The organism is Asanoa hainanensis (genome assembly GCF_900188485.1).
Classification (GTDB): domain Bacteria; phylum Actinomycetota; class Actinomycetes; order Mycobacteriales; family Micromonosporaceae; genus Asanoa; species Asanoa hainanensis.
The window spans coordinates 1-26,782 of record NZ_FZPH01000003.1 but is presented as its reverse complement, the minus strand read 5'-3'; the positions used below and the strand labels follow the sequence as shown (position 1 = coordinate 26,782).

Below are 26,782 nucleotides of genomic sequence, written 5' to 3'. Positions count from 1 at the left end.
CATGAAACTCTCTTCTCGCTTCGCACTGGACCTGGTCTACCTGACCGCGGGGGCGTTCCTGCTCGTCGCCGCGATGGCTTTCACGGCGGGGACCGCCGGCTGGCTCGCCTTCGCGGCGGGCGCCGGGTTAACGCTGCTGGCCGGGCTCAACGCCGTCCGGGCGACCCAGCCGGCCACGAGGATCGGCCACGGCATCGTCGCGGTGGCGGCGCTCTGGTCGCTGGTCGCCGCGCTGACCTTCACGGGCGCCACCCAGACCTGGCTGGTCTTCGCGAACGCCGGCCTCCTGGCCCTGCTCGCGGTGGCCGACCTGGTCAACCACGAGGTCACCACCGAGCGCGTGGTCCACGAGCTCGTCGTGCAGCACGACCAGACAGTGGCCGAGCCCCTGCGGGCGGCCTGAACCAGAACCTGAGAACGCGAAAGGTGGCGGGCCGGTGCCCGCCACCTTCGCTTTGCCCCGTCAGGCGTTTGGGTTCAGGGGGCGGTAGCGGCCCAGCCATTCGACCAGTTCGTCGGCCGGCATGGGGCGCGCGTAGAACCAGCCCTGGGCCACGTGGCAGCCGACCGAGCGGAGCAGGCGCCATGTGCGTTCGTCTTCGACGCCCTCGGCTACTACCCGTAGGCCCAGGGCGCCGGCCAGGTCGATGACCGTGCGGACGATGGCGTGGTCGTCGGCGTCGGTGGCCATGCCCAGGACGAACGAGCGGTCGACCTTGACCTCGGTCAGGGGCAGCCGGCGCAGGTGTTGCATCGACGAGTAGCCCGTGCCGAAGTCGTCCAGGGCGATTGCCACCCCGAGCTTCGCCAGCTCGGAGATGGTCGCCAGGACGCGCCGCGGGTCGGCCATCAGGGCGCCCTCGGTGATCTCCAGTTGGAGTTGGTCCGGGGTGACCGCGAAGCGGGTCAGCCGTTCCCTGATCTGGTCGACGATCTCCAGCGTGTGCAGGTCGCGGATGCTGACGTTGACCGCCGCCCGCAGTTTCACGCCGGCGGCCTGCCACTTCGCGAGCTGCTCGACCACGTCGTCGACGACCCGGCGGGTGAGCAGGCGCATGACCGCGCTCTGTTCGGCCACCTTGATCAGCTCTTCGGGGTCGACCATGCCGCGCTTCGGGTGCTTCCAGCGCAGCAGGGCCTCGACGCCGACCACCTCGCCGGTCTGGATCTCGATCTGCGGCTGGTAGTACATGTTGATCTCGCCTGCGGCGGCAGACGCCAGGTCCGGGTCGAGGGCGCGCCGCAGGTCGCCGAGCAGGCTCAGCCGCTCGGGCGTGTTGTGGTCGGACTCCGGCTTGTAGACGGCGACCGTGTCGTTGCGGTGCTTCGCGTCGTACATCGCGACGTCGGCATGCCGCATCAGCGTCGCGAAGTCGTCGCCGTGCTCGGGGAACAGCGCGATGCCGATCGACCCGGAGACGTCGAGCGGCAGGCCGTCGAGGGCGACCGGCTCGGCCAGGGCGGCCACGACGCGGTCGGCCAGGGCCCGGGCGCCGGCGGCGTCGTGCAGCCGGGGCGTCAGGATGGCGAACTCGTCGCCGCCGAGCCGGGCGACCACGTCGTGCCGGTCGACGGCCTGCGTCAGGCGCCCGCTCACCTCGACCAGCAGCTGGTCGCCGACCGCGTGGCCGAGCGCGTCGTTGACGTGCTTGAACCGGTCGATGTCGAGCAGGAGCAGGGCGAAGTGCCGGTCGGGCGCGCCGGTCGCGGCGCGGGCGCAGTGCAGGGTGGCCTGCTCGTGCACCTCGGCCAGCAGGGCCTTGCGGTTGGCCAGGCCGGTCAGGGGGTCGAGCCGGGCCAGCTGCTCCTGTTCGGACGACAGCCGCGACATCCGGTAGACCGCGAACAGCGGCACGAGCATCAGCGGGATCAGCGCGACGCTGTGTGAGGCGGGCCCACCGACCAGGATCGGCGCGAGCAGCAACAACGCTCCGATGGAGACGGACTCGAAGGCGACGCCCTGGCGGAACGTGGCCCACCAGTTGCCGCCGGAGTGCAGCCGGACCGCGATGGTCACCGTGCCGTACTTGACCACGAACCAGGCCGCCGCCGCCAGCGTCACCGCGGCCACGTCGATCCAGGTCGGACCGACGCCCTCCGCGAAGGCCGTCTCACTGAGCAGATAGGTGACCGCCTCCGCCGCGCCCAGGGCCAGCGTGTACTGCGCGCTGTTGAACACCGCGCGCCAGGGCGCGTGCCGCAGCCGCCACGACGAGACCGCCACCGCGGCCGCCTGCACCAGCACGGCAGGCCCGAGCCCCCACGCCAGCAGGATCGCGAAGGTGAAGCAGATGGACGGGAAGACCGCGGAGCTCTGCCGGCGCCCCGGCGGCGCGAACGGCTGAGAGTCACAAAGGACAGCCAGCGCGGCCATCACCCAGAACGCGGCCGGCAGGTCGGGAAGTGTCTCGGGCAACCGGCTCAGCGGCCCGGCGGCGACGATCGCGGCCACCCCGACGACCACGGCGACGAAGCTGTAGAACGGCACCGCCCGTTCGGCGGGAACGTAGTTACGACGCGCGGCAGCGTCCATCCCCACCTCCCCGCTCGCCCCACAACGCCCCCCGGCGCCGGCCACAGTGCACTAAAGATCCCACCCTATGGTTGTCATGCGCCAACCGAGCGAAAGGGACAGAGTCGTGATTAAGTTGAGATAGACGGCAAGCGGGCAGCTATTGGCCGATAGCCGTCAGCTCAGGCTTCGTCACTCACCGCAGCCGCGCGCGCCGCGTCGGGCCCGTCGGAGAGCAGAATCCGCAGGCCAGCCTCGTCGAGGACCGGGACCTTGAGGGACACCGCCTTGTCGTACTTGGAGCCGGGATTGTCGCCTACGACGACAAAGTCGGTCTTCTTGGATACTGAACCGGTGACCTTGCCGCCACGGGTGGCGATGGCCTCGGTCGCCTGGTCGCGGGAGAACTCGTTGAGCGTGCCGGTGACCACGACGGTGAGACCCTCCAGCGGGCGCGGGCCCTCGTCGGCGCGCTCCTCGGCCATCCGCACGCCGGCGGCCCGCCACTTGCGGACCACCTCGCGGTGCCAGTCGACCGCGAACCACTCCTCGAGGCTCACGGCGATCGTCGGACCGACGCCGTCGACCCCGGACAGCTCCTCGACGCTGGCCTCGTCGATCCGCTCGATGGAGCCGAAATGCCGGGCCAGCGCCTGGGCCGCGGTCGGGCCGACGTGCCGGATCGAGAGCGCGACCAGCACCCGCCACAGCGGACGGGTCTTGACCTCTTCGAGGTTGTCGAGCAGCTTGACCGCGTTGCTGCCGAGCGTGCCGTCCTTGTTGACGAAGAACGGGCAGTCGCGCAGCGCCAGCGCGTCGATGTCGAACAGGTCGCCCTCGTCGGTGATCGCGCCGCACTCGAGCAGCGCGGTGGCCGCCTTGTAGCCGAGCACCTCGATGTCGAGCCCACCCCGCCCGGCCAGGGCGAACACCCGCTCGCGGAGCTGGGCCGGGCACGACCGGGCGTTGGGGCACCGGATGTCGACGTCGCCCTCCTTGGCCGGCGCCAGCGTGGTGCCGCAGCTCGGGCACTGGGTGGGCATCTCGAACGCCCGCGCGTCGGCCGGCCGCAACCCGATGACGGGACCGAGCACCTCGGGGATCACGTCGCCGGCCTTGCGCAGGACGATCGTGTCGCCGATCAGCACGCCCTTGCGCTCGACCTCGCGGGCGTTGTGGAGCGTGGCCAGCGCGACCGTCGACCCGGCGACCTTGACCGGCTCGAGCACGGCGAACGGGGTGACCCGCCCGGTGCGGCCGACGTTGACCTGGATGTCGAGCAGCTTGGTGTTGACCTCTTCGGGCGGGTATTTGAAGGCGATCGCCCAGCGCGGTGCCTTGCTGGTCGAGCCGAGCCGGCCCTGCAGCGCGAGCTCGTCGACCTTGACCACCACGCCGTCGATCTCGTGCTCGACGTCGTGCCGGTGCTCGCCGTAGTAGGCGATGTAGTCGTCGACCCCGGCGAGGTCGTCGACCACCTTCCACCGCTCGCTGGTCGGCAGCCCCCAGCGGCGCAGCGACTCGTAGGCGTGCGACTGCGACCTGGGCGCGAAGCCCTTCCGGGCGCCGATGCCGTGCACCACCATGCGCAGCGGGCGGGAGGCGGTCACCCGCGGGTCTTTCTGTCGCAGGCTGCCGGCCGCGGCGTTGCGCGGGTTGGCGAACGGCGCCTTGCCCTGCTCGACCAGGCCGGCGTTGAGATCGGCGAAGGCGGAGATCGGGAAGTAGACCTCGCCGCGCACCTCGAGCAGCTCGGGCACGCCCTTGCCGGACAGCCGCTCCGGGATGCCTTCGATCGTGCGCACGTTGGGGGTCACGTCTTCGCCGGTGCGTCCGTCGCCCCGGGTCGCGCCGCGGACCAGCCGGCCCTGCTCGTAGGTCAGGTTGATCGCCAGGCCGTCGACCTTGAGCTCGCAGAGGAACCGCACGGGACCGCCCGCGTCGCGGATCGTGCGCTCGGCCCACTGCGCCAGCCCCTCGGCGCTGAACACGTTGTCGAGGCTGAGCAGCCGCTCCAGGTGCTCGACGGCGGTGAACTCGGTGGTGAACCCGCCGACCCGCTGGCTCGGCGACTCCGGGGTGCGCAACGCGGGATATTCGTCTTCGAGTGCGATCAGCTCGCGCATCAGCGCGTCGAAGTCGGCGTCGGAGACGGTAGGCGAGTCGAGCACGTAATAGCGGTAGGTGTGGCCGTCGATCTCCTCGGCCAGCGCGGCATGCCGCGAGCGGGCGGAAGGTGGCGGCGAGGCACCCGCGGCCGCGGCCTGGGCGGCCGTCACCGGCTGGGCAGGAAGGGCTTCCTCGGACACCGCGCGCAACCTCCGGATGAGCTAGGACCTACAAACAGCAACCTAGCCCGCCCGTACGACAAAGTCTCAGACCTCGAAGACGAGACAGAACGGGTGCCCAGCGGGATCCTCGAACACCCGGAAGTCCGCTCCGTCCCCTGGGAGCCGCTTCGCACCCAGCGCGATCGCCTGCGACGTAGCCGACTCGATGTCGTCGACCATCACGTCCAGGTGCAACTGCTGCGGGCGCTCCGGGTCGGGCCAGTGCGGCTCGCGCAGGTCGGTCGCGAGCTGGAAGGCGATCCGGACCCGGTCGTCGGAGATCACCACCCAGTTTCGCGCTTGTGCGTGAGGGGCATGCCGAGCAGCTCGCTGTAGAACCCGGCCAGAGCGGACGGATCCGGACAGTCGATCACGACGTTGTAGAGGCGTCCGATCATGCCCGCCATCATTCCCCACGCAACGGCGGGCTACTCCTCGACGAGCCGCCGCCCGGCGTCGCGGCAGGCCGCCAGCGTGTCCTTCGCGAAGCTGAGCGAGGCGCGCGCCAGCCCGCAGGTCGGCGTGACCACCACCTGCCGGGGCAGCAGTCCGGCGCTGAAGCCGAGCTGGCGCCAGACCGTCCGTACGCGATCGACCAAGTCCTTGTGGCTCGCCGCGCGCGCACCGCTGGTCGGCGCCACTCCGGCCAGCAGGCCCACGCCGGCATCCAGAGCTTCACCCAACGGGTCGAGGGCCGTGACCAGCGAGAGGTCGATCGACAGGGCCGTGGCACCGGCCGAGACGAGCAGCGGAATGGGTACGTCCGGCGCGCAGCAGTGGAACACCGTCGGCGCGTCGACCCGGGCCACGAGCTCACGCAGCGCGTCGGTCGCCGTGGTGGCCTCGACCGGCCGGTACGCGCTGAACCCGCTTTCGGTGGGCACGCGCCCGGCCAGCACCGTCGGCAGCGCCGGCTCGTCGATCTGGAGCAGCACGGTCGCCCGCGGCAGCCGGCGCCGCACGTCCTCGACGTACCCCCGGAGCCCTTCCGCCAGCGACGCGGTCAGGTCGCGGACCGCTCCCGGGTCGCGCAGCACGCGCCCACCGATCGGCAGGTCGACGTTCGCGGCCAGCGTGTACGGCCCGGCCGCCTGCACTTTGACCACACCGGCGTAGCCGTCGCCCTGCTCGGTGAGCTGGTCGAGGTCGCGGTCCAGCAGATCGAGCGCGCGGCGCAGGTCGCGACCGGGTCGAGCGGCGATCCGCCAGCGTCCGGCGTAGACCTCGACGGGCATGTCGACCAGGAACGCCGACGTCCGCCCGATGATCTCCGCACCCGGGCCGCGGCCTGGCAGTTCGGCGAGATGGGGCAGGTCGGGCAGCTCGCCCAGCACCACGCGCTGCGCCTCGGCGACGTCGGTGCCGGGCATCGAGCCGACACCCGTGGCACTGCCGGCGGGCCACAACCAACGATCACTCACGAGGCAGGAGCCTACCGATGACCTGCGTACGGGTGGCCGGGTGACCATCACGCCAGAGCCACACCACGTCGCGGCCGAACGACTCGACCAGCAGCGCGAACGCGACCAGCAGCAGCACCACGTTCGCCCGGAAGGGCAGCACGCCGGCCGTGGTCGTGATCAGCGCGATGCCCTGGGTCGCGGCCACCACCTTGCGCCAGTAGCGGGGCGGCAGCGTGCCGCGCATCCAGCCGGTGGTCCAGATGCCGAGCAGGAACGCGTACCGCATGCCGCCGATCGCCAGCACCCACCAGCCTGCAGAACCGGCGACGTAGAGGCTGAGCACGAGCAGCAGGAACGAGTCGGCTTCCATGTCGAACCGCGCGCCGAACGCCGACGACGTGCCGGTGCGCCGGGCGACCTGCCCGTCGACGCCGTCGAGCAGCAGCGCGACGACCACCAGGCCGACGATCCAGCCGACCGCCGGCGCGTGCGCGAGCGAGTCGACGACGAGGGCCGTGACCACCCCGATCAGGGTCGTCCGGGCGGCCGTCACCCAGTCGGCGGGGCCGTACCCGTTGAGTCCGGTTGATGACAGTCCGTGTTGGAGAAGGATCATCGTGACGAGTGCGAACGCGACACCTGTGAACCAGGCGACAGCGCCCATGCCGACCGCGGCCCCCACCGCAACAAGCACTGTGAGCTGGGCAAACATGCCGACCAGGGGGCCGGACCGAACCAGGCGCATCGTTCCTCCGTGTCATGAAGCGGCACCAGATGACACGGGAGATGGGATCGTTCGGTTCATGAACATGACGGAGAGCCACGAATGAGCCGGTCGGAACGTGCATTCTGGGTGGTCGCACCCGGCGTCGGCGAGATCCGCCCGGCCGCCGTGGACGCACCCGGTCCCGACGAGGTTCTGGTCCGTACGATCCGGTCCGGTGTCAGCCGGGGCACCGAGACGCTGGTGTTTCGCGGAGCGGTGCCGGCGAGCCAGCATACGGTCATGCGCGCGCCCTTCCAGGAGGGTGACTTCGCCGGAACGGTGAAGTACGGCTACCTGAACGTGGGCGTGGTCGAGCAGGGCCCGGCCGAGTTGCTCGGGCGCACGGTGTTCTGCCTCTATCCACATCAGACGGCGTACGTGGTGCCCGCGTCGGCGGTCGTACCGGTGCCCGAGGACGTGCCGCCGTCGCGTGCGGTGCTGGCCGGGACCGTGGAGACCGCGGTCAACGCGCTCTGGGACGCGCCGCCCCTGGTCGGCGACCGCGTCACCGTGGTCGGTGGCGGCATGGTCGGTTGCAGCGTCGCGCGGCTGCTGGCCCGGTTCCCGGGCGTGGCGGTCGAGCTCGTCGACGTCGACCCGGCCCGGGCGGCGACGGCGGCGGCGCTCGGTGTCGAGTTCGCCCATCCGGATGACGCCGCGACCGGTCGCGATCTCGTCTACCACGCCAGCGCCTCGGAGGCGGGTCTGCGTCGAAGTTTGGCTCTGCTCCGCGCGGAGGGCACGGTGGTCGAGCTGAGCTGGTACGGCGACCGCGAGGTCAGCGTGCCGCTCGGTGCCGGGTTCCACTCCGGACGCCTCGCCATCCGGGCGAGCCAGGTCGGCATGGTCGCGCCGGCCCGGCGGTCGAGCCGGTCCTATGCGGACCGGGTCGCGCTCGCCCTCGACCTGCTCCGCGATCCGACGTTCGACGCGTTGGTCAGCGCCGAACATCCGTTCGAGCGACTACCCGACGTGCTGCCCGCCCTCTCGTCTGGCAGCCTGGCCGGGTTGTGCCACGTCATCACCTACGGAGAGTAGAGAAACACATGTTCAGCGTCACGGTGCGCGATCACATGATGATCGCCCACAGCTTCCGCGGCGAGGTCTTCGGCCCTGCTCAGCAGCTCCACGGCGCGACCTTCCTGGTCGACGCCACGTTCCGCCGGGCCGAGCTCGACGCGGACGGCATCGTCGTCGACATCGCCCTGGCGTCCGAGGAGCTCAAGGCCATCGTCGGGCAGTTCAACCTGCGCAACCTCGACGAGGACCCGACGCTGGCCGGGATGAACACGACCACCGAGGTGCTGGCGAAGGTGATCGCGGACCGGCTGGCCGAGCGGGCCACCTCCGGCGCGCTCGGTGCGGGCGGCCCCGAGCTGGCCGGCATCACCGTCACCCTGCACGAGTCGCACATCGCCTGGGCGAGCTACGAGCGATCGCTGTGAACCATTCGCCGCCGGGCGGCGTACAGGTCATCGTGCCTGACGACATCGACAACCCGGCCTTCCCCAGTGGGGGGAACGCGTACGACCGCCGGGTCCTCGATGCCCTGGTGGGGTTGGGCTGGACGGTGCGCGAGCACCTGGTGCCGGTCGGTGCCCCGCTGGGTCCGGTGTTCGATGCGCTGCCCGACGGCGAGCTGGTCCTGGTCGACGGTCTGCTGGCGCCGGGCGTGCCGGTCGACCGGGTCGGCCGCCTGCGCCTCGTGGTGCTGGCCCACATGGTGTTCGGCGCGCCGGAGGAACGGGCCGTGCTGGCCGCCGCCGACGCGGTGCTGACCACCAGCGAGTGGTGCCGACGGCACCTGGCGGACGCCTACGGTGTCGTGGCCACGGCGGCCGCGCCCGGCGTCGAGCCCCAACCCGTCGCGTCGCCCAGCGCGACCGGTGACCGGCTGCTCTGTGTCGCCGCCGTCCTGCCGCACAAGGGCCAGGACGTGCTCGCCGACGCGCTGGCGGCGCTGCCCGACGCGGGCTGGAGCATGCGGTGCGTGGGCTCGCTGGACCGCGATCCCGACTTCGCCGCCGAGGTGCGCGGGCGCGCGCCGGCCGGCATGCGGTTCACCGGCCCGCTGGTGGGTGCCGACCTCGACGCCGCGTACGCGGACACCGACCTGCTCGTGCTGCCCTCCCGCGCCGACTCCTACGGCATGGTCGTCACCGAGGCCCTGGCCCGGGGCATCCCGGTGCTGACCACCACCGCCCAGGGGCTGCCCGACACGCTGGGCCGCGCACCCGACGGCAGCCGACCGGGCGTGTTGGTCCCGCCCGGCGACCCCGGCGCGCTGGCTGCCGCGCTGCGGCGCTGGCTCACCGAACCCTCCGCCCGTGACGCGCTGCGCACGTCGGCCCGGCTGCGCAGAACGACGCTGACGGGTTGGCCGGTCACCGCGAAGCTGGCCTCCGATGTCCTGTCCACGGTCGCGATGCGGGAGAGCACGAGCAGATGACGAGCGCCCTGATGCCCAAGGCCAGCCCCAACTGGCTGCGCCTGCGTGAAGCCGCTGACGCGACCGCACGCTCCGAAGAGCTGGTCACAGAGGTGCGTGAGCGGCTGGGCTCGGTGGACCGCCTGGTGATCCACGACTTCGGCTGCGGCACCGGCTCGGCGGCCCGCTGGCTGGCGCCCCGGCTGCCGGGCGCGCAGCACTGGATCATGTGGGACCGCGACCCCGACCTGCTGGCCGCGGCCATGGCCGGCAAGCCGGAGCAGATCACCGCCGTGACCCGGCAGCGCGACCTCGGCACGCTGAGCGCCACCGACCTGTCCGGCGCCGACCTGGTCACCGCCTCGGCGCTGATCGACGTCCTGACCATCGACGAGGTCGACGCCATCGCGGCGGCGTGCGCGGGGGCCCGCGTACCCGCGCTGGTCATGCTCTCCGTGGTGGGCCGGGTCGAGCTCGATCCGGCGGACCCGTTCGACGACGAGGTCGCGGCCGCGTTCAACGCGCACCAGCGGCGTGCGGTGGGCGGCCGCCGGCTGCTCGGCCCGGACGCCGTCGCGGCGCTGTCCGGCGCGTTCGCCCGGCACGGCGTGGCGACCACGCTGCGGCCCAGCCCCTGGCGGCTCGGCGCCGACGACCGGGACCTGCTCGCGGTCTGGTTCCAGGAGTGGCTGGACGCGGCCGTCGAGCAGGTGCCCGCGCTCGGCAAGCCGTCCGCCGGCTACGCCCGCCGCCGTCTCGCGGAGATCGCCGAGGGCCGCCTCGCCGCGACCGTCCAGCACGTCGACCTGTTGGCGACGCCGTGACCAGGGCACAGTTCTGGGGTTGGGCCCGCCTCGTCGGCGGTGGGGCCGTGCTGGTCGTGCTCGTCTGGCGGCTGGGCAGCGGCCCGTTCCTGACCGGCCTGCGCGGGGTCGACGCCACCGCGCTGACCACCGCCTTCGTGATCGGCGTGGTGACCACCGTGGCCTGCGCCTACCGGTGGGCGCTGGTGGCCCGCGGGCTCGGCGTCACGCTGCCCCTGCGGGAGGCCGTCGGCGCCTACTACCGGGCGCAGTTCCTCAACACCACGCTGCCCGGCGGCGTGGTCGGCGACGTGCACCGGGCGGTCCGGCACGGCAAGGACATTGGCGACGTCAAGCTGGGCGTACGCGCGGTCGTGGTCGAGCGGATGGCCGGCTTCGTCGTGACGATCGCCCTGTCGGTGATCACTCTGGCGGTGTTCCCGTCGCCGGTCCGCCAGCACATGCCGATGGCGGTGGCCGCGCTGGCCGTCCTGGGCCTGGTCGCCTGGCTCGTGAAGGGCCGGATGCGGATCCGCACCGGGCTGTTCTCGGCCCGCACCGGCATCGGCGTCGTGGTCACCACCGCGGCGGTGCTGGCCGGCCACCTGATCACCTTCCTGGTCGCGGCGCGGACCGCGGGCGCCACCGCCCCGCTGACCCTGCTCGCCCCGCTCACCCTGCTGGCCCTCCTGGCGATGGCGCTGCCGTGCAACATCGCGGGCTGGGGCCCGCGCGAGGGGGTGGCCGCCTGGGCGTTCGGCGCCGCCGGCCTGACCTCCGAGCAGGGCGTTTCGACCGCGGTCGTGTTCGGCGTGTTGGCGCTGGTCGCGAGCCTGCCGGGGGCCGTCGTGCTGGTGGTGCGTTGGGCGGACGGCCGGCGCGCTGCGGAGAAACCGGTAATGCTGGAACATGAGCCTGTCCACCGGCAACCGGAGTACAGCCATGGCTGAGCGGCCCTACATCGTGCTGAGCTGCGCCATGTCGATCGACGGTTATGTCAACGACACCGCCGACGACCGCCTCATGCTCTCCAACGAGGCCGACTTCCACCGGGTCGACGAGGTCCGCGCCGGCTGCGACGCGATCCTGGTCGGCGCCGAGACGGTCCGCCGCGACAACCCCCGCCTGGTGGTCAAGTCGCCGGAGCACCGGGCGGCCCGGGTGGCCCGCGGCGAGCACCCGACGCCGCGCAAGGTGACCGTCACCGAGGGCGGCGACCTGGACGCGGAAGCGGCCTTCTTCCAGTCGGAAGACACCGAGAAGATCGTCTACTGCGCGACCTCCACCGTGCGTCAGACCGAGCGACGGCTGGGGGAGTACGCCACCGTCGTCGACGGCGGGCAGCCGGTGAACCTGCGCCGGGTAGCCGAGGACCTGCACACCCGCGGCGTCCGCCGGTTGATGGTCGAGGGCGGCGGCACCATCCACACCCAGTTCCTGTGCGAGGAGCTCGCCGACGAGCTGCACCTCGTGGTGGCACCGTTCTTCGTCGGCGACTCCAAGGCACCCCGGTTCGTCGGCGACGGCGACTTCCCGTGGTGTCAGGAGCGCCGGGCGACCCTGGCCGAGGTTCGCCAGGTGGGCGACGTGGTGCTGCTCCGCTATGCCCTGTCGCCCCGGTTCGGCACCGTCTGATGAGGAGATTGATGGACGACGCGACGATACGTACGCAGGTATCGGTCCCCCTTCGGTTCCCCGACGGATACGCCACGAAGGCGGAGGTGTTCACCTTCCACGGCCTCGTGGACGGCCGCGAGCACATCGCCTTCGGGCTCGGCGAGTGGCGCGACACCGTGGCCCGTGACGAGGCGCCCCTGGTGCGGCCCCACAGCGAGTGCCTGACCGGCGACGTGTTCGGCAGCGAGCGCTGCGACTGCGGCCCGCAGCTGCGCGAGGCGGTCGAGCGGATCAGCAACACCGGCGGCCTGCTGCTCTACCTCCGGCAGGAGGGTCGCGGCATCGGCCTCTACGCCAAGCTCGACGCGTACGCCCTGCAGGACACCGGAATGGACACGTACGAGGCGAACCTCGCGCTCGGCCACGGCGAGGACGAGCGTGACTACACGCCGGCCGCGCAGATGCTGCGCGCCCTCGGTGTCTCGCGCATCGCGTTGCTCTCCAACAACCCTGACAAGGAGGAGCAGCTCACCTCCCTGGGCGTGGCGGTCACGAAGCGGGTGCCGACCCGCCTGCACCTGTCCGCGGCCAACGCGGGCTATCTGGCGGCCAAGGCGAGATACGCCCGACGTGCGGTGGAACAGGACTGGCTGGCGTCGTGAAAAGCCGGATCCTGACGGGCCTGGCCGCGTTCTTCGTCCTGCTGCTCCTGCTCGTACCCGACGACTTCGCCGCGCTGAGCCCGTTGGCCCTGCTGGCGATCCCGTTGGAGGCCCTGGTCGGCGTCGCGATCGTGGTGTTCCTGCCGCCGCGGGCCCGCACGATCGTCGGCATCGTCGCCGGCGTCCTGCTGGGCGCGATCAGCATCCTCAAGCTGCTCGACCTCGGCTTCGGCGTCACGCTGTCCCGGCAGTTCGACCCGCTCTCGGACTGGTCGCTGTTCCGCGCGGCCTCCGAGTGGGTCTCCGAGTCGTTCGGCAAGCCCGGTGCGGTCGGCGCCGTGGTCGTGGCGATCCTGCTCGCCTTGGCGCTGCCGGTGCTGGCGGTGCTGTCGATCCTGCGGCTGTCGCGGGTGGTGTCGGTGCGCCGGAACCTCGCGCTGCGCGTCGTCGCCGGGCTCGCCGTGGTCTGGGTGGCGCTGGCGATCCTGGGCGTGCACCTGGTGCCCGGCGTGCCGGTGGCCGGTCGGAGCACGGCCGCGGCAGCCTACGACCACGCCGCTCAACTGCGGGCGGACATCCGGGACCAGGCGGCGTACGACCGTGAGGAGTCCACCGACGCCTACCGCGACGTACCCGCCTCGCAGCTCCTGCAGGGGTTGCGGGGCAAGGACGTCATCTTCGCGTTCGTGGAGAGCTACGGCCGTGACGCCGTCAACTACCCGCAGACCGCCGCCCTGCTGGCATCGCGTACTCAGCAGCTGACGGCGGCCGGCTTCCAGTCCAGCAGCGGGTGGCTGACCTCGTCGACCATCGGCGGTGGGAGCTGGCTCGCCCACTCGACGTTCCAGTCGGGGCTGTGGATCGACAGCCAGCGGCGGTACGGGAAGTTCACGGAAGGCACGCGCTACACGCTGACGACGGCGTTCTCCAAGGCCGGCTGGCGCACGGTGGCGGTGATGCCGGCGAACCGCCGCGACTGGCCCGAGGGCGCGGTCTACGGCTGGGACAAGGAGTACGACGACCGGACGCTCGGCTACAAGGGTCAGGGTTACGCGTTCTCCTCGATCCCGGACCAGTTCACGCTGCACTCGTTCCACCGGACGGAGATGGCCGCTCCCGGGCGCAAGCCGGTGATGGCCGAGATCGACCTGCTGTCGAGCCACGCGCCGTGGACCCCGGTGCCGCCGATGATGGACTGGGACAAGCTCGGCGACGGCTCCACGTACCCGGGCAACGGCGGCAAGGGCGGGAACCCGGACGAGATCAACAACGAGGACGCGAACACGGTACGGGACAACTACCGGCGTACGGTCGAGTACTCGGTCGACAGCCTGGTGTCCTATATGGAGAAGTTCGGCAACTCGAACACGGTCATGGTGATGCTCGGCGACCACCAGCCGTCTCCGGTCGTCACGGGCCCCGACCCGAACCGGGACATCCCGATCACCGTGATCGCCAAGGACCCGACGATCCTGCCGCGCATCGCGAGCTGGGGCTGGTCACCCGGCCTGGCCCCGGTGGCCGACGGCCCGGTCTGGCGCATGGACGCCTTCCGCGACCGCTTCCTGGCCGCGTTCGCCAAGTAGCAGGCCGGTCAGCAGAGCCCGCAGCGCGCGGGCGAAGAGGTCGTCCTTCGGTGGTGGTCCGGGGTTTGCCAGCGCGGCGGTCAGATGTGGGTGGCGCGCGGGGTCGAGGGCCGCGAACGGTTGCCCGGTGGGTTGCGCGCGGCTGAACAGGACCACTGTGCCGGTCATCAACGCGATCGCCTCGAACTTGGCGGTGGTGGGCGCGGGGACCTCGCGCAGGATGCCGAGGCAGTGGTCGAACCACGACAGGGTCTGCGGGCCGGCGGCGGTCGGGCGTTGGATCACCTCGCCCAGCCAGCGGTGGCGGCGGTGCAGCTCGAGCTGTTGTGTGGCCAGGGCTTGCAGTTGGTCCAGCCAGTCGCCCGCGGGCCGCGGATAGGGCTTCAGTTCGCCGACCGCGTGGTCGGTCATGAGGTCGAGCAGGTCGTCGCGGGACGACAGGTAGCGGTAGAGCGATCCGGCCGTGGTGTCCAACGCGGAGGCGACCGCGCGCATCGAGACCGCCGGCAGGCCTTCGGCGTCGGCCAGCGCGATGGCGGCCGTCACGATCTCGTTCCGGCTGTGTCCCGGTGTGGGTCCACGCCGGCCCCGCTCGGGTCTTGTCCAGATGGGTTGCGCATCGCTCACCGCCCAACTGTAAACTGCAAACGACGTTCGCAGTTTAGGGAGGTCTCTACATGGAGCGGGTCACGACGTTCGACGGCGCGACGATCGCGCTGCATTCGACGGGCACGGGGCCGGGCATCGTGGTGGTGCACGGCGGCGGGGTGACGATCGACGTCTACCGGCGCTTCGCGGCGGCGCTGGCCGACCGGTTCACGGTGCATCTCTACAACCGCCGTGGTCGGGGTGACGCGCCCGCGCGGGCGCTGCCCTACACGTTCGACCAGGAGGTCTCCGACCTCGCCGCGGTGCTCGCCCACACCGGCGCCGGCAACGTGGTCGGGCACAGCGCCGGGGGCCTCATCGCGTTGGACGCCGCGCTGCGGCTGCCGATCCAGCGGTTGGCGCTCTACGACGCGGCGATCTCGATCGACGGCAGCTTTCCGGCGTCGTGGCTGCCGGCTGCCCGTGCGGCGGCCGCGGCCGGCGACCTGCCGCTGGCGATGGCGCTCACCGCGGCCGGCATCAACACGCACCAGGCGGCCGCGCGCCTACCGCTCGCGGTGCGAGTGGTGATGTGCCGGCTCTTCCTGCGCACGCCGATCGGCCGAATGATGGGCGACCTGCTGCCAATGACCCTCGACGAGTCGACGTTGATCGCGGCGGCCGACGGCCCCGCCGACCGCTGGGCCGGCGTGACCGCGTCAGTGTTGCTGGCCTGCGGGGGCAGGGGTCCGCGCTACTACGTGACGGCCGACGACGCCTTGGCCGCGGCCCTACCCAACGCCCGTTCGATGCAGATCCCGGGCAGCGCGCACGACGGCATCAACCGGGCGCCCGACAACCTGGTCGAGGTGTTCGCCGAATTCTTCGCGACACCCGTGGCACCGCGGTCCGGGGAGCCCGCCCGGTAACGCGAGCGGCCCGCGCAGCGGGCAGCAGTCTGCTGCCGGGACCGTCTCGCGCACCGTTGAAGGGTCGGCGGGCGGTCACCGCATCGCTTTGTGCGGCCTAGGCTCGAGGGATGGCCACGACGCATGCGCTGCGGTTCGCGGACGGGTTGGTGACCAAGCGCTACACCTCATGGGGGCGTGGCGAGCATCGGCGCGAGTGGGCCGTGTTGCACCGGTTGCGTGAGCACGCGGCCGGGCTGGCGCCGGAGCCGGTCCGCGCGAGTCTCGACGCGAACCCGCCGACGGTGACCATGAAGCTCGCGACGGCCGTCCGGACACTGTGGTCGGTGCCGTTCGACGGCGACCCACCGGTCGAGGACTGGGCGCCTGATCTGCACTTCGCACGCCGACTCGGCGATGCCGACTGGCCCGACCCGCCGGCCGAGGTCGGCGCGGCGCTCGCCGCGTCAGCCCGCTGGTGGTGGGGTCCCGACCCGGACCTGCTCAGCGAACGTCCGGACACCCTCGTGCTCGGCCATCGCGACCCGAACCTGGCCAACTACCTGTGGGACGGCCGCCGGGTCCGGATCGTCGACTTCGAAGACGCCCGCGTCAGCGATCCGGCCACCGAGATCGCTCTCCTCGCCGAGCACGTGTCCGCCCGCCAGTTGTTCGCGGACGGACTGCCGAAGCAGTTCGCCGACGCGGTGAGCGATCGTCGCCGACTGCGGGCGGCACGGCGGCTGTGGGCGATGTTCTGGCTGTCGCTGTTGCGACCGGGCGGTCCGGCCAGCCGCCGGAACCCTGAACACCTCGCGCGCCACCAGGCGCGCAGGTTGCTCGACCTCCTGCGCGACTGATGTTGGTCGTGCACCGCGGACCCGGCAGCGAAGCGAAGCGAGCGGTCCCCGGCGGGAGCGACGGTCGTGCCGCCCGCGAACCCGGGAACCGCTCTAGATCTTCGTCTTCAGGTCCTTGATGGACTTCAGCCGGCGCCAAGCCGCTCAAGAATCAACTCGCGAACCGTCTTCGCGTCCGCCTGTCCCTTGGTGGTCTTCATGACGGCGCCGACGAGGGCGCCGGCCGCGGCCACCTTGCCGTCGCGGACCTTGGCGGCGACGTCGGGGTTGGCGGCGATGGCCTCGTCGACCGCGGCCGTCAACGCACCGGTGTCCGAGACCACCGCGAGCCCACGGGCCTCCATCACGGCTGTCGGGGAGCCCTCACCGGCGACGACGCCCTCGAGCACCACCCGCGCGAGCTTGTCGTTGAGCTTGCCGCCATCGACCAGCGTCTGGAGCTCGGCGACCTGTGCGGGCGTGGCACCCACGGACGCGAGGTCGATGCCGGCCTCGTTGGCGCGGCGGGCCAGCTCACCCAGCCACCACTTCCGGGCGGCGGCAGCCGTGGCGCCCGCCGCGACCGTCTCCTCGATCAGCTCGACCGCACCAGCGTTGACCACCGACTGCATGTCCAGATCGGACAGACCCCAGGCTTCCTGAATGCGCTTGCGACGCTCGCGCGGCGGCTCGGGCAGGGCCGCCTTGAGCTCCTCGACCCAGGCCGGGTCGGGAGCGAGCGGCACCAGGTCGGGCTCGGGGAAGTAGCGGTAGTCGGTCGCCGTCTCCTTCGAGCGGCCCGGACGCGTGTCGCCGGTCTCCTCGGAGAAGTGCCGGGTCTCCTGGATGATCCGCCCGCCGCTCTCCAGCACCGCGGACTGGCGGATGATCTCCGAGCGGACGGCGCGTTCGACCGAGCGCAGCGAGTTGACGTTCTTGGTCTCGGTGCGGGTGCCCCATTCCTCGCCGGGGCGGTTGAGCGACGTGTTGACGTCGCAGCGCAGCGAGCCCTCTTCCATCCGGACGTCCGAGACACCCAGGCCGCGGATGACCTCGCGGAGCTCGGTGACGTAGGCGCGGGCCACCTCGGGCGCGAGCGCACCCGCACCGGGCACCGGCTTGGTGACGATCTCGACCAGCGGGATGCCGGCGCGGTTGTAGTCGACCAGCGACTCGGTCGCGCCGTGGATGCGGCCGGTGGCGCCGCCGACGTGCAGCGTCTTGCCGGTGTCCTCTTCCAGGTGCACCCGCTCGATGCCGATCCGCACCGTCTTACCGTCGACCTCCACGTCCAGGTAGCCGTCGACGCACAGCGGCTCGTCGTACTGGCTGATCTGGAAGTTCTTCGGCATGTCCGGGTAGAAGTAGTTCTTCCGGGCGAACCGGCACCAGGTGGCGATCGAGCAGTTCAGCGCCAGGCCGATCCGGATCGTCGCCTCGATGGCCGCCTTGTTGGCCACCGGCAGCGAGCCGGGCAGGCCGAGGCAGACCGGGCAGACCCGGGTGTTGGGCTCGCCGCCGAAGTCGGTCGGGCAGCCGCAGAACATCTTGGTGTTGGTGCCGAGCTCGACGTGGGTCTCCAGGCCGATCACGGGCTCGAAGCCGGCGATCGCCTCGTCGTAGGTGGGCAGCGTCGTGGTGGTCATCAGCCCTCCAGGGACGGCGGGGTCAGCGTGCCGACGGCGGACTCGAGCGCGGCGGCGACCCGGTACATGCGGTCGTCGGCCATGGTCGGAGCCATGATCTGGAAGCCGACCGGCAGCCCTTCGGACAGGCCACAGGGCACCGAGATGCCCGGGCCGCCGTACAGGTTGGTCGGGATCGTGAAGAGGTCCGCGAGATACATCTGGTACGGGTCGGAGGTGCGCGACCCGAACGGGAACGCCACGAACGGGGTGGTCGGCGAGACCAGCACGTCGACCTGCTCGAAGGCGGCGTTGAAGTCCTGCGTGATCAGCGTGCGGACCTTCTGCGCCTGCCCGTAGTAGGCGTCGTAGTAGCCGCTGGACAGCGCGTACGTGCCGAGCATGATCCGGCGCTTGACCTCGGCGCCGAAGCCGGCCTCGCGGGTCAGCGACATGACCTCTTCGAGCGAGCGGTTGCCGTCGTCGCCGACCCGCAGCCCGAAGCGGACGCCGTCGAACCGGGCGAGGTTCGAGGAGCACTCGCTCGGCGCGATCAGGTAGTAGGCGGGCAGCGCGTACTGGAAGTGCGGCGCGGACACCTCGACGATCTCGGCGCCGAGCTTGGTCAGCGCGGCCAGCGCGTCGTGGAAGGCGGCCATGACGCCCGGCTCGGCGCCCTCGCCCGCGTCGAACTCGGTGACCAGGCCCAGCTTCACGCCGGTCAGATCGCCGGACATGCCGCGCCGGGCGGCCTCGACCACCGGCGGCACAGGCTGGGGGATCGAGGTCGAGTCGCGCCAGTCGTGGCCGGCCATCACCTCGTGGAGCAGGGCCGCGTCGAGCACGGTGCGGGCGCACGGGCCGGGGGTGTCGAGGCTCGACGAGAACGCGATCAGCCCGTAGCGGGAGGTGCCGCCGTAGGTGGGCTTCGCGCCGACGGTGCCGGTGACCGCGCCGGGCTGGCGGATCGAACCGCCGGTGTCGGTGCCGATCGCCAGCGGCGCCTCGTAGGCGGCGACCGCCGCGGCGCTGCCACCGCCGGAACCGCCGGGGATCCGGCCGAGGTCCCACGGGTTGTTGGTCGGCCCGTAGGCGCTGTATTCCGTCGACGAGCCCATCGCGAACTCGTCCATGTTCGTCTTGCCGAGGATCACGGTGCCGGCGTCACGGAGACGCTCGACCACGGTCGAGTCGTACGGCGGGCGCCAACCCTCGAGGATCTTGGAGCCGGCCGTGGTCGGCACGCCGCGGGTGGTCAGCACGTCCTTGACGGCGATGGGAACGCCGGCGAGCGGGCCGAGCTCCTGACCCGCGGCCCGCTTGGCGTCGACCTTGCGGGCGGCGTCGATGGCACCGTCGGCGTCGACGTGCAGGAAGGCGTGCACCTTGCCGTCGACGGCGGTGATCCGGTCGAGGTGGGCCCGGGTCACCTCCTCGGCCGACGCGTCACCCTTGGCGATCGTCCCGGCAAGCTCGGCGGCGGTCATCCTGGTCAGGTCGGACACTGTTGTCACGCCTCCTCGTCCAGGATGCGCGGCACCCGGAACCGGTCTTCCTCGACATCCGGCGCGCCCGCGAGGGCCTCTTCCCGGGTCAGGCAGTTGATCACGACGTCTTCCCGGAGCACGTTGGTCAACGGCACGGAGTGCGAGGTGGGCGGGATGTCCGCCGCCGCGACCTCACCCACCCGCGCCACGGCCTGGAGAATCACGTCCAGCTGGCCGGCGAACGTGTCGAGCTCCTGCTCGGTCACGGCGAGCCGCGACAGCCGCGCGAGATGCGCGACCTCATCGCGGGAAATGGCAGCCATCAGTGCCCCCTTGCGTCGTGTGGGCGATTCGTATGAGGTCAGCCGAGCGCGACACGCGCCCGCCGACCCGAGCGATTCTATTTCTCAGGTCGAACGTGCCTCTGCCGGCCCCTCCGCCCGTTTCAAGCCGGAAACATGAACCAATCAATCTTTACCGCGAGAACAGCGCCACCAACCGAACAAACAAAGTGATCCTTGCCCGGGTTCGTCGGCGGCGCGACCGTCGCTCCCGCCGGGGAGCGCTCCGCTGCGCTGCGCTGCCAGGTCCGCGGTTGGTCGCGCATCGCCCCAAACCCAACCCCTCGGCCGCCCATCCACCGATCGGTGCAGAGCAAAGCGGCCAAAACACACGCTTGGTGGGCTTGGGTCGCGGACCTGGCAGGGACGGGCCCCCTTGGGCCCGGCCCGGTCTCCGGCGGGAGCAACGGTCGTGCGCCCGGCGCACCCGGGAAAGCTTGATCTTGATCTCTCGCTAGTTGGGTTGGGTTAGGCGTTCGGCTAGGAAGGCTTCGAGGCGTTCGGCTGGGGCCGGGTGGGCGAGGGCGAACCCTTGGCCGAGTTGGCAGCCGGCGGTGCGGGCCTGGTCGATCTGGGCGCCGGACTCCAGACCTTCCGCGATGATCTCCATGCCGAGGCGGCGGCCAACGCTGACCACGACGTCGATCAGGGGTTTGGCCATGCCGCCGCTCTGGCGGCTCGTGCCGTGCTCGCCGACCAGGGCCCGGTCGACCTTGAGGATGTCGATCGGTAGGCGGCGCAGGTGGGCCAGGCTCGCCTGGGCGGCGCCGAAGTCGTCGAGCGCCGTGCGTACGCCCAGTGCCCGCAGGCCCGCCAGCTGCGTCACGACCGTCGGGGTGTCCGTGCCGACGCGGCCCTCGGCGATCTCGATCACCAGGCGTTCGGGGGAGAGGCGGCTGGCGACCAGCGTCGCGGCGACCTGGCTGACGAAGTCCGGTGCGGCCAGCTCGAGCGGGGAGACGTTGACCGACAGCCACAGCCGTGGGTCCCAGCCGGCGATCCGGCGGCAGGCGTCCTGGAGTACCCACTGGCCGATCTCGCCGATCACCCCGAGGTCCTCGGCGACCGGCAGCAGCTCGTTCGGGAGGACCGTGCCGAGGGCCGGGCTGCGCCAGCGCAGCAGCGCCTCCGCACCGACCGGTTGGCCGTCGTGCAGGCCGAGGATCGGTTGGAAGACCAGGTCGAGCTCGCCTCGGCTGGCCGCGCCCGGCAGCTCGCGCTCGAGGTCCATCCGGCGGACCAACTGCTCTTCGAGGTACGCGTCGTACCACTCGATCCGGTTGCGGCCGAGCTGACCCGCGCGGCGGCGGGCCAGGTCGGCGCGGCGGAGCACGTCGTCGACGCCGTCGCCGCCGGCGAGCTCGGCGAGGCCGACGCTGACGTAGATGTGCACGGTAGCGCCGGGCAACAGGTACGGCTCGGTCAGCGCGGTCAACAACCGGGTGCCCAGGGCGTACGCGACGACCGGGCCCTCGACGGTGACCACCGCGAACTCGTCACCGGCCAGCCGGGCCGCCACGTCGTCGGTGCCGACCGTAGACCGCAGTCGGCGGCCCACCTCGATGAGGACGGCGTCGCCGACCTCGCGGCCGCGGGCGTCGTTGACCCCCGCGATGCCGTGCAGGTCGATCACCAGGAGGGCGCCGGTGTGTCCCTCGACCGAGCGCTGCGTGGCGATCGTGCGCATCAGCTCGCGCCGGTTGGCCAGGCCGGTGAGCTGGTCGGTGAACGCCAGCTTGTGCAGCGTGCGCTCCAGGTGCCGGCGCTCGCCGACGTCGCGGATGTGCACCACCAGCCCGGCCACCTCGGGAATGCCACGCTGGTCGCTGAGCGTCGACTCGGTGTCGCGCCAGGCCCCGTGGCCGTCGCGCAGGCGGGCGGGAACCAGCGCTGGGCGGGCTTCTTCTCCGTCCTTGTCGGACAGTGTCTGGTTGAGCACGGCCAGCACGTCGGCGGCGTCCTCGGGATGCATCAGGTCGGGAAAGGCGCGACCGACGACGTCCGCATCGGACAGTCCGAAGAGCCGGGCCGCGGCCGGCGACTGCCATCGCACCACCAGGTCCTCGCCGACCACCATGGTGAGGTCGCCCGCGCCGGACACCAGCGAGCGGAAATGAGCCTCCTGTGTGGATAGTCGCTTGGCGTAGCGGCGTACGTCCGAGACCGCGAACACCTCGCGCGCGACCACCGTCGGGATCACCGAGAGGCCGAGCACGATCGACGTCTTGTCGAACTGGCCGACGGTGACGAGGTGCCAGGCGGCGGCCAGCGTGGCGACGACGGCGGGGATGGTCAGCAACGGGTACGCGGACAGGTGCGACTCGGGCTCACCGACCGTGGGCGGCTCGACGCCGGCCTCCGTGAGCGCGGCGCCGGCGAGGATCAGCCCGGGGCTGACCGCGATCGTCGCCCCCGCGACCAGCAGCGCCCAGTCGGGACCCCCGTACGCGAGGATGATCGCCAGTGCGCCGATGCCGCCGAGCGCGATGCCGGCGCCGCCGCCGCACAGCCACGCCGCCCGCCGGTAGGCGACCACGCGCAGCACGATCACCGTGGCGGTGGCCAGGCCGAAGGAGCCGAGCAGGGCCGCGGCGAGCGCCGCCGCCGGCATCTCGCCCTGCGGCGGCAGCAACCAGACCGCGAACGCGATGCTGATGCCCAGGCTGAGGCCGTCGAAGCAGCGGCGGAGCCGGGCGTGCGTGCTGGTGGCGGCACCGGGCAGGAGCAGCAGGCCGATCACGTAGAGCACGGACGCGAAGGCGAGGCCGACGACGGCGATGGTCGGCCGGGCCGCTCCGGGTGGCGCGAAGGGCAGCAGGACCACCGACAGGCCGGTGGCGAGTGCGCCCATTCCCAGGTAGCCGGCGCCGCGGCACGGACCGAACGAGTGCACGCGGGCGTGGATGCGCAGCGCGAGCCGGACCAGCCGGACGGTGCCGACGGCGGCCGTCAGCGCCGTCGCGGCCGCGAGCGCGGTCAGCGCCGGCAGGACCCCGGCGGCCGCGCAGACCAGTGTCGCCAGGGCCGCCGAGGGCGGCCCGGCGATGGCGACGATCCGCGCGAACCGGGGCAGCTGTGGGGACGTAGATGACACGGGTGGTCATCCCCTTGGGTGGAGGGGCCGGGGGAGTGACGGCGAGAAGATACCTCGCCTCACACCATCAACGAGTACGCCTCGCGGAAAGTTACGCCGACTGATTCGCCTTGGTCGGCCCGGTGGCTTGGCTGGCCTGGTGGCTTTGGCTGGCCTGGTGGCTTGGTCAGCCCAGCAGTGCGTAGACGGTCTGGGCCTGGGCGGCCGGCGCGCTGGCGCCGTCGGGGGTCAGGGTGATGTCGGCGAAGGCCAGGGTGCGGCCGAGCTTGGTGACCTTGGCCAGCACCTGGACATCGACGCCGGCGATCGGCCGCTGGAAGGTCGTCGAGAGCTGCACGGTGGTCATGGGCACGAAGGCGGCCCGGGCCGCGGAGATCGCGATCACGGTGGCGGTGTCGGCGGCGGCCATCAGCGCCTGGCCGCTCATCGCGCCGCCCTCGCGGGCGAGTCGGTCGGACCACGGCAGCCGCAGCGTGGCGACGCCGGGCTCGACGTGCTCGACCACCAGCCCGAGGTCCCGCACCCACGGCGCGAAGTTGTCGGCCAGGACTCCGTTGGCGTCTTCGACAGTGAATCCCACGTCACAGAGGGTACGGGTTGCGGGCTGTTTCCGGTGCCGCCGCTCGTGCTTGGCAAGATCCAGCGGCGTACCAGGCGCTCACGCGCAGCGCGGCATCGTGAGAGACTGCCCGGCGTGGCGATCCTGACCGGCGCGCAGACCTCCACGCCCGCAGTCTCGCCAGCCACCGGCCGGCGCCGGCCGGGCGCCGCTGTGCTCACCGCTCTCGCGCTCGGGCTGGCCGGCCTCGGCTTCCGGATCGCCGTCCTCCTCGCGGACGCCCCGCCGACGAACAGCGACGAGGGCACGATGGGCCTCGCGGCCCTGCACATCGGCCAGGGCAACGGGCTGCCGGTCTACTTCTACGGCCAGAACTACATGGGCACGCTGGAGGCGTACCTGGCCGCGCCCCTGGTAGCCCTGGCCAACGGCTCGGTGTTGGCGCTGCGGATGCCCAATTTGCTGCTTTATGCGGCTTTCTTGGCGGCGATGTGGGCGTTGACCCGGCGGTTGTACTCGCCCTGGTTCGCCACGTTCGTCGTCGGCCTGCTGGCGCTGGGATCCGACCGCGTCCTGAAGAACCAACTCATCTCAGGCGGCGGCTATCCGGAGATCAACCCGGCCGGAGCCGCGCTCGTGCTGCTCGCGGTGGGGCTGGCCGTGCGACCGCGCACCGCCGGGTACGCCGCCTTCGGACTGATAGCCGGCCTCATGCTCTGGGTCGACTGGCTGGTCCTCCCTTACCTGGCCGCCGCGTCGTGCCTGCTGCTGCTGAAGAAGGCGGCAAAACGGTCCTGGATCGCACTGGCGGCCGGAGTGGTCCTCGGCGCCGCGCCGCTGGTGATCCACGACCTGACCTCGTCGTGGAAACACAGCGCGATCCCGACGTTCCTAGGCCTCAACGGCGGTGGCATCGAAGCGTCGTGGGCCGACCGCCTGCACGGCGGCGTGCTGACCGGCATCCCGTTGGCCACGGGCCTGTGCGCACCGGGCCGCTGCGAGCCCTGGCAACTCTGGTGGGCGCCCGCCTGGCTGATCCTGCTCGCCGTGGCCGGCTTCGCCGCCTGGCGATCCTTCCGGACCCGCGCCGACCGGGTGGCGTCCGCAGGCGAGCCCGCCGGGCGCGCTGCGAGTCCGCCCGATCGCGTGCGCGCGGCAGGCCGCCTCGCCCTCGTCGCGGCCGCGCTGGTCAGCCTGGTGGTCTACGCGCGCAGCAACGCCGCCGGCAACACCCCGATCGAGAGCGGTCGCTACCTGCACTGCCTGCTGATCTCGACGCCGGCGGTGCTGTGGCCACTGTGGACGTTGCGCGGCCGGGTCACCCGCTGGCTCGGTGCGGCCGGCCTCGCCGTGGTCTGCGCCTTCTCGCTCGTGGCGACCGGCATGGTGGTGCACGAGCTGCCACGGATCGCCGCCGTCGACGACCGCCAGGTGGGCCTGCTGGCCGAGCTCGACCGGCGCGGCGTCACGTACGTCTATTCGGAATATTGGACCTGTAACTACATCGCCTACATCTCCTCTGAACGGGTGCGGTGCGCCGTGATCGCCGCCGACCTGACGCCGGGCTTCGACAGATACCAGCCGTACAAGAAAGCCGTCGCCGAGGCGCCCACGCGGACCTTCGCCCTGCCGACCGGCTCTCCGGAGAGCCAGGCGGTGCGGGACTATCTCGACAGCCGGCAACTGACCTACGCCGAGAACGTAGCCTCCGGGTACGACATCTTTCAGCCGACCACCCGCGTCGATCTCCCGCTGCCCGACTGACGTACCGTGGCGCCCGTGAAGGTCTGGATCCCGCACCCGCACGGTCGTGACCTCATGGGCCCGGTGCCGGCGTCCGTGACGCTGGAGATCGCGGAGAGCCCCGACGCGCTTCCGTCCTCCCCGGACGACCTGGTCTTCTGGGTGCCGCCGTTCCTGGCGCTGTCCGACTCGGTGCGGCTGGCCGCCCAGATGCCCGCCCTTCGGGTGGTGCAGCTGCTCAGCGCCGGCGCCGACGCCTGGTCCGGACACCTCTCTCCCGAGGTCACCCTGCACGACGCCCGGGGTGTGCACGACTCCTCGACGGCCGAGTGGGTGTTGACGGCGATCCTCTCGTACCTGCGGGATTTCCCGGGCTTCGCCCGCGCCCAGGCGCGGCACGAGTGGTCATATGCGGCTTATGCGCCGACGGACGAGCTCGCCGGCAAGCACGTCCTGATCGTCGGCGCCGGCTCGATCGGCACGGCGATCAAGGCCCGCCTGGAGCCGTTCGAGGTGACGGTGACGTCGGTGGCGCGGACGGCCCGCGACGGCGTGCATCCGGTGTCGGCACTGCCGTCGCTGCTGCCCGCCGCCGACGTGGTCGTGGTGATCGTGCCGCTCACGGCGGAGACCCGCGGTCTGGTCTCGGCGCCGTTCCTGGCCGCGATGAAGGACGGCGCGCTGCTGGTCAACGCGGCCCGCGGGCCGGTGGCCGACACGGCCGCGCTGGTCGACGCGGTCTCGACCGGCCGGATCGGCGCGGCCCTCGACGTGACGGAGCCGGAGCCGCTGCCGGCCGGACATCCGCTCTGGGATCTGCCGAACGTGCTGATCACCCCGCACGTCGCCGGATCGGTCCGGGGCCTGCACCCGCGGGCGTACCGGCTGGTCGGCGACCAACTCCGCCGGTTCGTGGCCGGCGACCCCCTGGCGAACGAGGTCGTCGGGGGCTACTGAGCCTGCTGGGTGTTCTTCTGCCAGACGATGCCCTGGCCGCTGGCCTCGACGAGCCGGCTGACGTCGTCGCGGCGGACCGAGGCGAGGGTGACGGCGTACCCGTCGCGCAGCAGGACCACCGCGCGGCCGCGATCGTCGGTCGCCAGCTCGCGTACCTCCGACCAGGGGATCCGCTTGGTCCCGAAGAGGCCCCGGACGCGCATGCCGGAGGAGTCGGCGTCGGTGCCGGAGCGAAGAACCCAGACAAAAACCGCGATCGGGATGATCAACAGGGGTACGAAGACCCACCGCACCGGCGAGCCCTCGTCCGTCGACACGATGTCGGAAGGCAGGTTCGGCCCGAACGCGATCGGCAGTATGCCGACGAACGCGATGAACGCGGCGATCAAGATCGATTGGTGCGGGCGGAAACGTACCTTGTTCATGTCGCTCATCTTCCCACCCTCGCTTCGGCCCATTTCTGTCGGTGGTCGCGCGCATACTCTTGCCCATGACCGTCCTCCTGACCATCGGCACGAGCAAGGGCCTGTTCCT

General features: G+C 71.7%; 25 protein-coding genes. 13 read left to right on the top strand and 12 right to left on the bottom strand.

All coding sequences use genetic code 11. The annotated features are described in order from the left end of the window. Position 1: 1 nt before the first annotated feature. The gene (locus tag CHC05_RS07680; RefSeq protein WP_089246246.1) at positions 2–403 is read left to right on the top strand and encodes a hypothetical protein; all 402 of its coding nucleotides are present in this window, start codon (positions 2–4) and stop codon (positions 401–403) included. A 60-nt stretch (positions 404–463) separates the two neighbouring features. On the opposite strand, the gene CHC05_RS07675 is transcribed toward CHC05_RS07680, so the two are convergent. The 5 genes from CHC05_RS07675 to CHC05_RS07655 form a co-directional block, all read right to left on the bottom strand. After that, complete coding sequence (locus CHC05_RS07675; protein ID WP_089246244.1) at positions 464–2,533, bottom strand: putative bifunctional diguanylate cyclase/phosphodiesterase; 2,070 nt, start codon at positions 2,531–2,533, stop codon at positions 464–466. A gap of 161 nt (positions 2,534–2,694) precedes the next feature. Beyond that, positions 2,695–4,821, bottom strand: coding sequence for an NAD-dependent DNA ligase LigA (gene ligA / locus CHC05_RS07670; RefSeq protein WP_089246242.1), 2,127 nt, complete (start codon positions 4,819–4,821; stop codon positions 2,695–2,697). Positions 4,822–4,887: 66 nt separating this feature from the next. Beyond that, on the bottom strand, positions 4,888–5,259 hold the full coding sequence (locus CHC05_RS07665; protein WP_245870706.1) for a VOC family protein: 372 nt from the start codon (positions 5,257–5,259) through the stop codon (positions 4,888–4,890). Positions 5,260–5,270: 11 nt separating this feature from the next. Continuing rightward, on the bottom strand, positions 5,271–6,311 hold the full coding sequence (locus CHC05_RS07660) for a uroporphyrinogen decarboxylase/cobalamine-independent methonine synthase family protein (protein ID WP_089247416.1): 1,041 nt from the start codon (positions 6,309–6,311) through the stop codon (positions 5,271–5,273). After that, complete coding sequence (locus CHC05_RS07655) at positions 6,256–6,990, bottom strand: CDP-alcohol phosphatidyltransferase family protein (protein ID WP_089246240.1); 735 nt, start codon at positions 6,988–6,990, stop codon at positions 6,256–6,258. Before CHC05_RS07655 ends, CHC05_RS07660 begins: the two co-directional genes overlap by 56 nt. A gap of 81 nt (positions 6,991–7,071) precedes the next feature. On the opposite strand from CHC05_RS07655, the gene CHC05_RS07650 reads away from it, so the two are divergent. From CHC05_RS07650 to CHC05_RS07620, 8 genes are read left to right on the top strand one after another with little or no spacing between them, the layout of a single operon-like run. Next, on the top strand, positions 7,072–8,049 hold the full coding sequence (locus CHC05_RS07650) for a zinc-dependent alcohol dehydrogenase (protein ID WP_089246238.1): 978 nt from the start codon (positions 7,072–7,074) through the stop codon (positions 8,047–8,049). 8 nt (positions 8,050–8,057) lie between these two features. Further along, positions 8,058–8,456, top strand: a complete 399-nt coding sequence (locus tag CHC05_RS07645; protein ID WP_089246236.1) for a 6-pyruvoyl trahydropterin synthase family protein — start codon at positions 8,058–8,060, stop codon at positions 8,454–8,456. After that, complete coding sequence (locus CHC05_RS07640) at positions 8,453–9,460, top strand: glycosyltransferase family 4 protein (protein ID WP_218824484.1); 1,008 nt, start codon at positions 8,453–8,455, stop codon at positions 9,458–9,460. The genes CHC05_RS07645 and CHC05_RS07640 overlap by 4 nt, the downstream gene beginning before the upstream one ends. After that, positions 9,457–10,263 carry a methyltransferase domain-containing protein gene (locus CHC05_RS42330; RefSeq protein WP_245870705.1) on the top strand — a complete coding sequence of 269 codons (807 nt, stop codon included), beginning with the start codon at positions 9,457–9,459 and terminating at the stop codon, positions 10,261–10,263. Before CHC05_RS07640 ends, CHC05_RS42330 begins: the two co-directional genes overlap by 4 nt. After that, entirely contained in the window at positions 10,260–11,192 is a 933-nt protein-coding gene (locus CHC05_RS07635) for a lysylphosphatidylglycerol synthase transmembrane domain-containing protein (protein ID WP_245870704.1), read from the top strand. The genes CHC05_RS42330 and CHC05_RS07635 overlap by 4 nt, the downstream gene beginning before the upstream one ends. Then, positions 11,185–11,877 (top strand): RibD family protein, encoded by a 693-nt coding sequence (locus tag CHC05_RS07630; protein WP_089246232.1) that lies wholly within the window; start codon positions 11,185–11,187, stop codon positions 11,875–11,877. Before CHC05_RS07635 ends, CHC05_RS07630 begins: the two co-directional genes overlap by 8 nt. An 11-nt stretch (positions 11,878–11,888) precedes the next feature. Further along, complete coding sequence (locus CHC05_RS07625; protein ID WP_089246230.1) at positions 11,889–12,521, top strand: GTP cyclohydrolase II; 633 nt, start codon at positions 11,889–11,891, stop codon at positions 12,519–12,521. After that, positions 12,518–14,107, top strand: a complete 1,590-nt coding sequence (locus CHC05_RS07620) for an alkaline phosphatase family protein (protein WP_089246228.1) — start codon at positions 12,518–12,520, stop codon at positions 14,105–14,107. Before CHC05_RS07625 ends, CHC05_RS07620 begins: the two co-directional genes overlap by 4 nt. Here the strand turns inward: CHC05_RS07620 and CHC05_RS07615 are convergent. Next, positions 14,021–14,653: a TetR/AcrR family transcriptional regulator gene (locus tag CHC05_RS07615; RefSeq protein ID WP_245870703.1), complete on the bottom strand. Its 633-nt coding sequence runs from the start codon at positions 14,651–14,653 to the stop codon at positions 14,021–14,023. The two genes, CHC05_RS07620 and CHC05_RS07615, sit on opposite strands and share 87 nt — an antisense overlap. A gap of 131 nt (positions 14,654–14,784) precedes the next feature. Here CHC05_RS07615 and CHC05_RS07610 point away from each other — a divergent pair, with 131 nt between their 5' ends. After that, the gene (locus tag CHC05_RS07610) at positions 14,785–15,624 is read left to right on the top strand and encodes an alpha/beta fold hydrolase (protein ID WP_089246226.1); all 840 of its coding nucleotides are present in this window, start codon (positions 14,785–14,787) and stop codon (positions 15,622–15,624) included. A 110-nt stretch (positions 15,625–15,734) separates the two neighbouring features. Further along, entirely contained in the window at positions 15,735–16,463 is a 729-nt protein-coding gene (locus tag CHC05_RS07605; RefSeq protein WP_089246224.1) for a phosphotransferase, read from the top strand. 125 nt (positions 16,464–16,588) lie between these two features. Here CHC05_RS07605 and gatB read toward each other — a convergent pair whose 3' ends face one another. The 5 genes from gatB to CHC05_RS07580 all read right to left on the bottom strand — a co-directional run bounded on the left by gatB (position 16,589) and on the right by CHC05_RS07580 (position 23,569). Beyond that, the gene (gatB, locus tag CHC05_RS07600) at positions 16,589–18,088 is read right to left on the bottom strand and encodes an Asp-tRNA(Asn)/Glu-tRNA(Gln) amidotransferase subunit GatB (protein WP_089246222.1); all 1,500 of its coding nucleotides are present in this window, start codon (positions 18,086–18,088) and stop codon (positions 16,589–16,591) included. Beyond that, positions 18,088–19,572 (bottom strand): Asp-tRNA(Asn)/Glu-tRNA(Gln) amidotransferase subunit GatA, encoded by a 1,485-nt coding sequence (gene gatA, locus CHC05_RS07595; protein ID WP_089246220.1) that lies wholly within the window; start codon positions 19,570–19,572, stop codon positions 18,088–18,090. The genes gatB and gatA overlap by 1 nt, the downstream gene beginning before the upstream one ends. A gap of 5 nt (positions 19,573–19,577) precedes the next feature. After that, positions 19,578–19,877, bottom strand: a complete 300-nt coding sequence (gatC, locus tag CHC05_RS07590; protein ID WP_089246218.1) for an Asp-tRNA(Asn)/Glu-tRNA(Gln) amidotransferase subunit GatC — start codon at positions 19,875–19,877, stop codon at positions 19,578–19,580. A 472-nt stretch (positions 19,878–20,349) separates the two neighbouring features. Further along, the gene (locus CHC05_RS07585; RefSeq protein WP_245870702.1) at positions 20,350–22,989 is read right to left on the bottom strand and encodes a putative bifunctional diguanylate cyclase/phosphodiesterase; all 2,640 of its coding nucleotides are present in this window, start codon (positions 22,987–22,989) and stop codon (positions 20,350–20,352) included. Positions 22,990–23,155: 166 nt separating this feature from the next. Beyond that, positions 23,156–23,569, bottom strand: coding sequence for a PaaI family thioesterase (locus CHC05_RS07580; RefSeq protein ID WP_089246216.1), 414 nt, complete (start codon positions 23,567–23,569; stop codon positions 23,156–23,158). Between the two features lie 114 nt (positions 23,570–23,683). Between CHC05_RS07580 and CHC05_RS07575 the strand changes: the two genes are divergently transcribed. Next, positions 23,684–25,312: a hypothetical protein gene (locus CHC05_RS07575; RefSeq protein ID WP_245870701.1), complete on the top strand. Its 1,629-nt coding sequence runs from the start codon at positions 23,684–23,686 to the stop codon at positions 25,310–25,312. A 15-nt stretch (positions 25,313–25,327) separates the two neighbouring features. Then, on the top strand, positions 25,328–26,248 hold the full coding sequence (locus CHC05_RS07570) for a 2-hydroxyacid dehydrogenase (RefSeq protein ID WP_089246214.1): 921 nt from the start codon (positions 25,328–25,330) through the stop codon (positions 26,246–26,248). Here CHC05_RS07570 and CHC05_RS07565 read toward each other — a convergent pair. Next, entirely contained in the window at positions 26,242–26,673 is a 432-nt protein-coding gene (locus tag CHC05_RS07565) for a PH domain-containing protein (protein WP_245870700.1), read from the bottom strand. The two genes, CHC05_RS07570 and CHC05_RS07565, sit on opposite strands and share 7 nt — an antisense overlap. Between the last annotated feature and the right edge of the window lie 109 nt (positions 26,674–26,782).

Excerpts from the sequence above, each read along its gene's own strand:
- CHC05_RS07630 (WP_089246232.1), top strand. The coding sequence starts at position 11,185 with ATGGCTGAGCGGCCCTACATCGTGCTGAGCTGCGCCATGTCGATCGAC.
- CHC05_RS07680 (WP_089246246.1), top strand. The coding sequence starts at position 2 with ATGAAACTCTCTTCTCGCTTCGCACTGGACCTGGTCTACCTGACCGCG.
- gatB (WP_089246222.1), bottom strand. The coding sequence starts at position 18,088 with ATGACCACCACGACGCTGCCCACCTACGACGAGGCGATCGCCGGCTTC.
- CHC05_RS07675 (WP_089246244.1), bottom strand. The coding sequence starts at position 2,533 with ATGGACGCTGCCGCGCGTCGTAACTACGTTCCCGCCGAACGGGCGGTG.
- CHC05_RS07625 (WP_089246230.1), top strand. The coding sequence starts at position 11,889 with ATGGACGACGCGACGATACGTACGCAGGTATCGGTCCCCCTTCGGTTC.
- CHC05_RS07660 (WP_089247416.1), bottom strand. The coding sequence starts at position 6,311 with ATGGTCACCCGGCCACCCGTACGCAGGTCATCGGTAGGCTCCTGCCTC.
- CHC05_RS07655 (WP_089246240.1), bottom strand. The coding sequence starts at position 6,990 with ATGCGCCTGGTTCGGTCCGGCCCCCTGGTCGGCATGTTTGCCCAGCTC.
- CHC05_RS07650 (WP_089246238.1), top strand. The coding sequence starts at position 7,072 with ATGAGCCGGTCGGAACGTGCATTCTGGGTGGTCGCACCCGGCGTCGGC.
- CHC05_RS07610 (WP_089246226.1), top strand. The coding sequence starts at position 14,785 with ATGGAGCGGGTCACGACGTTCGACGGCGCGACGATCGCGCTGCATTCG.
- CHC05_RS42330 (WP_245870705.1), top strand. The coding sequence starts at position 9,457 with ATGACGAGCGCCCTGATGCCCAAGGCCAGCCCCAACTGGCTGCGCCTG.
- CHC05_RS07565 (WP_245870700.1), bottom strand. The coding sequence starts at position 26,673 with ATGAACAAGGTACGTTTCCGCCCGCACCAATCGATCTTGATCGCCGCG.
- gatC (WP_089246218.1), bottom strand. The coding sequence starts at position 19,877 with ATGGCTGCCATTTCCCGCGATGAGGTCGCGCATCTCGCGCGGCTGTCG.
- CHC05_RS07605 (WP_089246224.1), top strand. The coding sequence starts at position 15,735 with ATGGCCACGACGCATGCGCTGCGGTTCGCGGACGGGTTGGTGACCAAG.
- CHC05_RS07645 (WP_089246236.1), top strand. The coding sequence starts at position 8,058 with ATGTTCAGCGTCACGGTGCGCGATCACATGATGATCGCCCACAGCTTC.